Here is a 5035-nt window from a genome sequence, read left to right on the forward strand (position 1 = left end):
GAAAAAACTACGCCAAAGCAAAAAAGCTCTTGACGAACTAGGAATTTAAACCTAAATTCCTTCTCGTCAACACCACTACTCCGTCTTCACCGACGGATCGAAGTCGAAACCAGGGCCGGACACCGGCGGCGTCTCTCTCCAGGAGGCGCCGCCGGGTCCGGCCTTTTTCGTGTCCGCATTTCCTCCCCAATCTCCCGATAGATGCCGGAAAGGGCTCTTCATTCATGTCCACGACCATCGACAAGGCCTTCGTCAAGCAGTTCGAACGCGAAGTTCACGAGAGCTTCCAGCGCATGGGCTCCAAGCTGCGCAACACCGTCCGCAGCAAGAGCGACGTGCGCGGCGCTTCGACCATCTTCCAGAAGGTCGGCAAGGGCGTCGCCTCGACCAAGGCGCGGCACGGCAAGATCCCGACGATGAACGTCGATCACACGCCGGTCGAATGCATCCTGACCGATTATTACGCCGGCGACTGGGTCGACAAGCTGGACGAGCTGAAGACCAACATCGACAAGCGCACCGTCATCACCAATGCCGGCGCCTATGCGCTGGGCCGCAAGACCGACGACCTGATCATCGGCCAGCTCGACACCTCGACCAACTACGCCGGCGCCGCGACCGACGGGCTGACCAAGGCCAAGGTGCTGCTGGCCTTCGAGAAGCTGGGGCAGGCAGACGTGCCGGACGACGGCCAGCGCTACGCCGTGGTCGGCTGGAAGCAGTGGAGCCAGCTGCTCGGCATCGACGAGTTCGCCAAGTCCGACTATGTCGGTCCGGACGAATTGCCGTGGCGCGGCACCCAGGCCAAGCGCTGGCTCGGCACGCTGTGGGTCCCGCATTCCGGCCTCAGCGCCAGCTCCAGCGTCCGGCTTTGCCACTGGTACCACAAGACCGCCGTCGGCCATGCCGCCGGCGCCGACGTCACGACCGACGTGACGTGGCACGGCGACCGCGCCTCGCACTTCGTCAACAACATGATGAGCCAGGGCGCCGCCCTGATCGACGCCAGCGGCGTCGTCACGATGCGCTGCCTGGAGAGCTGACCGCCGCTCAGGCGCGACCGCACCCTGTTTCCCGATCTTTCCCGGAGTTTTTCAGTCATGGCCTTCAAGTCCAAGGACCTCAGCGTCCTCGCCTACGCCAATGGGTTCACCCTCTGGCACTACGCCACCGTCGATCTCGCGGCCGACGTGGATACCGCCGGCTACTTCAGCACGGCCAGCGACATGCTGCGGGTCGGCGACATGATCATGTCGAACATCGATACCGACGGCACTCCCCAGGCCGGCATCCTGCTGGTGGCGAGCAATTCGGGCGGGGCGGTCGATGTCGCCAACCTCACCCAGGTCGGCGCTTCCAACAGCGATTGATCGTCCGGGCGCTCCGGGTCCCCGTCATGAAGATGATGGGGTACCGGGGCGCCGCCCACTCCGCAACGGGAGACCGGCGCCATGGCGCTCACACCGATCGGCTTGTGCAGCCGCGCCCTGATCAAGATCGGGGCCGGCTCCATCACCAGCTTCAACGACGGCACCGCCGAGGCGGAGGTCGCCGACGCTCTCTACGGCTCCACCCGCGACGCCCTGCTCTCGGCCAATTCGTGGAGTTTCGCGACCACCCAGGCGACGCTGGCGCTGCTGGCCGATCCGCCGCTGGGCGACTACGACTACGCCCATGCGCTGCCGGTCGATTTCCTGCGGGCGCTGTCGGCCGGATCGCCCGGCCATGGCCGGGGGCTGGGCTACCGCATCGTCGGCACGACGCTTCAGACCGATGCCGACCAGGTCACGCTGACCTATGTCTACCGCCCGGCGGAGGCGGCGTTCCCGCCTTTCTTCGACCAGGTGGTGATCGCCCGGCTGGCGGCGGAGTTCTGCCTGCCGCTGACCGAGAACAGCAGCCGGGCGGAGGCCCTGGCGAAACTGGCCGAACTGGAGTTCCGCCGGGCGCGCCTGATCGACAACCAGCAGGACAGCCAGCTCGGGTTCGAGGACTTCACCCTGATCGAGGCGCGCGCCTGATGACCCGCGTCCGCATCCTGACCACCAACTTCACCAGCGGCGAGATCTCGCGCCTGCTGCTGGGGCGGGGCGACCTCCGCGCCTACGACAATGGCGCGCTGACCCTGCGCAACCTGCTGATCCACCCGACCGGCGGCATCACCCGGCGGCCGGGGATGGCGTATTCGGCCAATGCGCACGGTCCCGGCCGGCTGGTCGCCTTCGAGTTCAGCATCGAGCAGACCTATCTGCTGGCGTTCTCCGAATACCGGGTCGACGTCCATCACGGCGACGAACTGGTCGCGACGGTGAATACGCCGTGGACGGCGGACCAGCTGGGCCAGATCACCTGGACCCAGAGCGGCGATACCCTGCTGGTCTGTCATCCCGATGTGGCGCCGCGCAAGCTCAAGCGGACCGGGGAGACGGCTTGGTCGCTGGAGGAATGGGCCTTCCTGGTCGAGGGCAGCGCGATCCGGCAGCCCTGGTACCGCTTCGCACCGGTCGGCGTCACCGTCACGCCGAGCGCCACGACCGGCACCGTCACCCTGACGGCGTCGTCGGCGGTGTTCGTCGCCGGCCATGCCGGCGTCAGGCTGCGGGTGGCGGGCAAGCAATGCACCGTCACCGAATATGTGTCGGGCACCCAGGTCAAGGTGCTGGTCAACGAGACGTTCGCCAATACCGGCGCGGCGGCGGTCTGGGACGAGCAGGCGTTCTCGCCGCTACGCGGCTATCCGGTCTCGGCGGCCTTCCATCAGGACAGGCTGGTGATCGGCGGATCGCGGGAGCTGCCGAACCGGCTCTGGCTGTCGCGCTCCGCCGATATCTGGAACTTCGACCTTGGCACCGGCGAGGATGACGAGGCGATCGAGTTCGGCATCCTGTCGGACCAGATCAACGCGATCCGGGCAGTGTTCTCCGGCCGGCATCTTCAGGTCTTCACGTCGGGCGCGGAGTGGATGGTCACGGGAGAGCCGCTGACGCCTCAGACGATCCAGCTCAACCGGCAGACCCGGATCGGCTCGCCGACCGACCGGTCGGTGGCGCCGCGCGACGTCGATGGCGCCACGCTGTTCGTGTCGCGCAACGGGCGGGAAATCCGCGAGTTCCTGTATGCCGATACCGAGCAGGCCTATCAGGCGACCGATCTGGCGCTGCTGGCCCGGCATCTGGTGGTACGGCCGCTCGACCAGGACTACGACCAGGGCCGCCGGCTGATGCTGGTGGTGATGGACGACGGGACACTCGGGGCGCTGACCGTCTACCGCACCGAGCAGGTCACCGCCTGGACCCGGATCGATACCACCGGGACGATCCATTCGGTCGCCGTGGTCGGCGACGACGTCTATCTGCTGGTCCAGCGGCCGGAAGGCTTCTCGACCCGCTGGAACATCGAGCGGCTGGACGACGCGCTTCATCTGGACGCCGGCCTCCATGGCGAGAGCGAAACGCCGGTCTCCGTCTGGTCCGGGCTGGATCATCTGAACGGCAAGACCATCGCCATCGTCGCCGACGGCGTGCTGCGGCCCGATGTCACCGTGTCGGGCGGGTCGATCACGCTCGACCCGCCGGCCTCCACGGTCGAGGCCGGGTTGCCGTTCACCCATGTCGTCGAACCGTTGCCGCCCAACCCGCTGAATTCCGGCGGCGGCAGGGGCTTGGCGATGCGGCTGGTCGAGGTGGTCTTCCAGCTGGAGGATACCGCAGCATTGCGCGCCGATGTCGGGGCCGGGCTGACCGACTTTCCGCTCCGGCGGCTGGGCGGGCAGGCGCTGGGCGATGGGGCGCCGCCGCGGGTCAGCGGCCTGCGGCGGCTGCGCTCGCTCGGCTGGGCGCGGGATCGGACGCAGCCGCTCTGGCGGGTGGAGCAGTCCGCTCCCCTGCCGTTCACGCTGTTATCCGTCACAACTGAATTGAAGGTGAACGACTGATGGGTGGTGTTGCAAACCTGGCCTTACAGGCCATACCGGTGATCGCCAGCGCGCAGAAGACGGTCAGCGGTTTCCAGAGCGCCGGCGATGCCCGGTATGCCGCTCAGCTCGACGCTCAGCAGAAGGCCGACGCGCTCGCCTTCGAGAAGCAGAAGGCGGCCGACGCGCTGGCGCTGGAGCGCGAGAAGATCGCGGCCAGCCAGAAGGAAGCGGCCGACCAGAAGAAGCACGCCGAGGACGTGCTGCGCGAAACCCAGTCCTTGCAGCGGCGCCAGTTGCTGGAGGGGCAGGCGAAGTCCGATCAGGCGCAGCAGGAGGACGTGGCGCTCCGGCGGACGCAGATCGAGTCCAGCGCCGCCAGCGACGAGGCCGCCCGGCTGAAGGCCCTGCGCAAGACGGTCGGCCGCACCAGGGCGAGCCTGAGCGCGGGAGGCGGCGGCACGTCGGACGGTTCCGGCGAAGCGGTCCTGCTGGGGATGGTGGCGGATACCCATCGGAACCAGCAGGAGGCGGACGCCACCGACCGGCTGCGGACGCAGGCGCTCGCCCAGGAAGTCGCCGCTACGCAGAAGAGCAACCTGCTGGAGCGGTCGCAACTGGCGGAGAAGCAGCGGCTGGAGCTGTTCAGCAACGCTTATTGAACGGCCTTATACCAAGGGCCGAAGAATCTGACTGGTGAAGATGCCCATGCCGTAGGTCGGCCTAAAGCGAAGCGGCAGCCGACAAGCAGGCGCGTCGATGCCGGCTGCCGCTTCGCTTTAGGCCGACCTACGTGCCTTACGAAATCGGAGGCTCATCCGGGAATGGAAAAATCGGGATTGGACACATCATGACCGAACACATCAAGATCGGCGCGGTCCCCCCGCGCCGGCATTATATTGCCGACGGCGTGCAGCGAGCCTTCGCCTATCCGTTCCCGATCTTCGCGTCGGAGGACATGCAGGTCCATCTGGACGCGGCCCTTCAGACCGGCGGCTATACCGTGTCCGGCAGCGGGATGACGGCCGGCGGAACCGTGACCTTCGATCAGGCGCCGGACGAGGGCGTCCAGGTGACGCTGCTGCGGCGGCTGCCCTATGAGCGGGTGACCGATTTCCTGGA

The 5035-nt window shown here is 67.1% G+C and carries 5 protein-coding genes and 1 pseudogene; all 6 read left to right on the forward strand.

The window, feature by feature from the left end; all coding sequences use genetic code 11:
* The first annotated feature begins 224 nt into the window (after window positions 1-224).
* Window positions 225-1043: a phage capsid protein gene (locus AC5JJ6_RS32425; protein WP_496046003.1), complete on the forward strand. Its 819-nt coding sequence runs from the start codon at window positions 225-227 to the stop codon at window positions 1041-1043.
* Between the two features lie 57 nt (window positions 1044-1100).
* The gene (locus AC5JJ6_RS32430; RefSeq protein WP_496046004.1) at window positions 1101-1370 is read left to right on the forward strand and encodes a hypothetical protein; all 270 of its coding nucleotides are present in this window, start codon (window positions 1101-1103) and stop codon (window positions 1368-1370) included.
* 81 nt (window positions 1371-1451) lie between these two features.
* Complete coding sequence (locus AC5JJ6_RS32435) at window positions 1452-2021, forward strand: phage connector family protein (protein ID WP_496046005.1); 570 nt, start codon at window positions 1452-1454, stop codon at window positions 2019-2021.
* Window positions 2021-3934 (forward strand): phage tail protein, encoded by a 1914-nt coding sequence (locus AC5JJ6_RS32440; protein WP_496046006.1) that lies wholly within the window; start codon window positions 2021-2023, stop codon window positions 3932-3934. The genes AC5JJ6_RS32435 and AC5JJ6_RS32440 overlap by 1 nt, the downstream gene beginning before the upstream one ends.
* Window positions 3934-4575 carry a hypothetical protein gene (locus AC5JJ6_RS32445; protein WP_496046007.1) on the forward strand — a complete coding sequence of 214 codons (642 nt, stop codon included), beginning with the start codon at window positions 3934-3936 and terminating at the stop codon, window positions 4573-4575. Before AC5JJ6_RS32440 ends, AC5JJ6_RS32445 begins: the two co-directional genes overlap by 1 nt.
* A 188-nt stretch (window positions 4576-4763) precedes the next feature.
* Window positions 4764-5035 (forward strand): annotated as a pseudogene (locus tag AC5JJ6_RS32450) (glycosyl hydrolase family 28-related protein); the annotation flags it as partial.

The sequence above is a fragment of the Skermanella sp. genome (genome assembly GCF_059503625.1).

What these genes read in the sequence shown, in the direction of transcription:
- AC5JJ6_RS32425 (WP_496046003.1), top strand. Translation starts at nt 225, where the DNA reads ATGTCCACGACCATCGACAAGGCCTTCGTCAAGCAGTTCGAACGCGAA.
- AC5JJ6_RS32430 (WP_496046004.1), top strand. Translation starts at nt 1,101, where the DNA reads ATGGCCTTCAAGTCCAAGGACCTCAGCGTCCTCGCCTACGCCAATGGG.
- AC5JJ6_RS32435 (WP_496046005.1), top strand. Translation starts at nt 1,452, where the DNA reads ATGGCGCTCACACCGATCGGCTTGTGCAGCCGCGCCCTGATCAAGATC.
- AC5JJ6_RS32440 (WP_496046006.1), top strand. Translation starts at nt 2,021, where the DNA reads ATGACCCGCGTCCGCATCCTGACCACCAACTTCACCAGCGGCGAGATC.
- AC5JJ6_RS32445 (WP_496046007.1), top strand. Translation starts at nt 3,934, where the DNA reads ATGGGTGGTGTTGCAAACCTGGCCTTACAGGCCATACCGGTGATCGCC.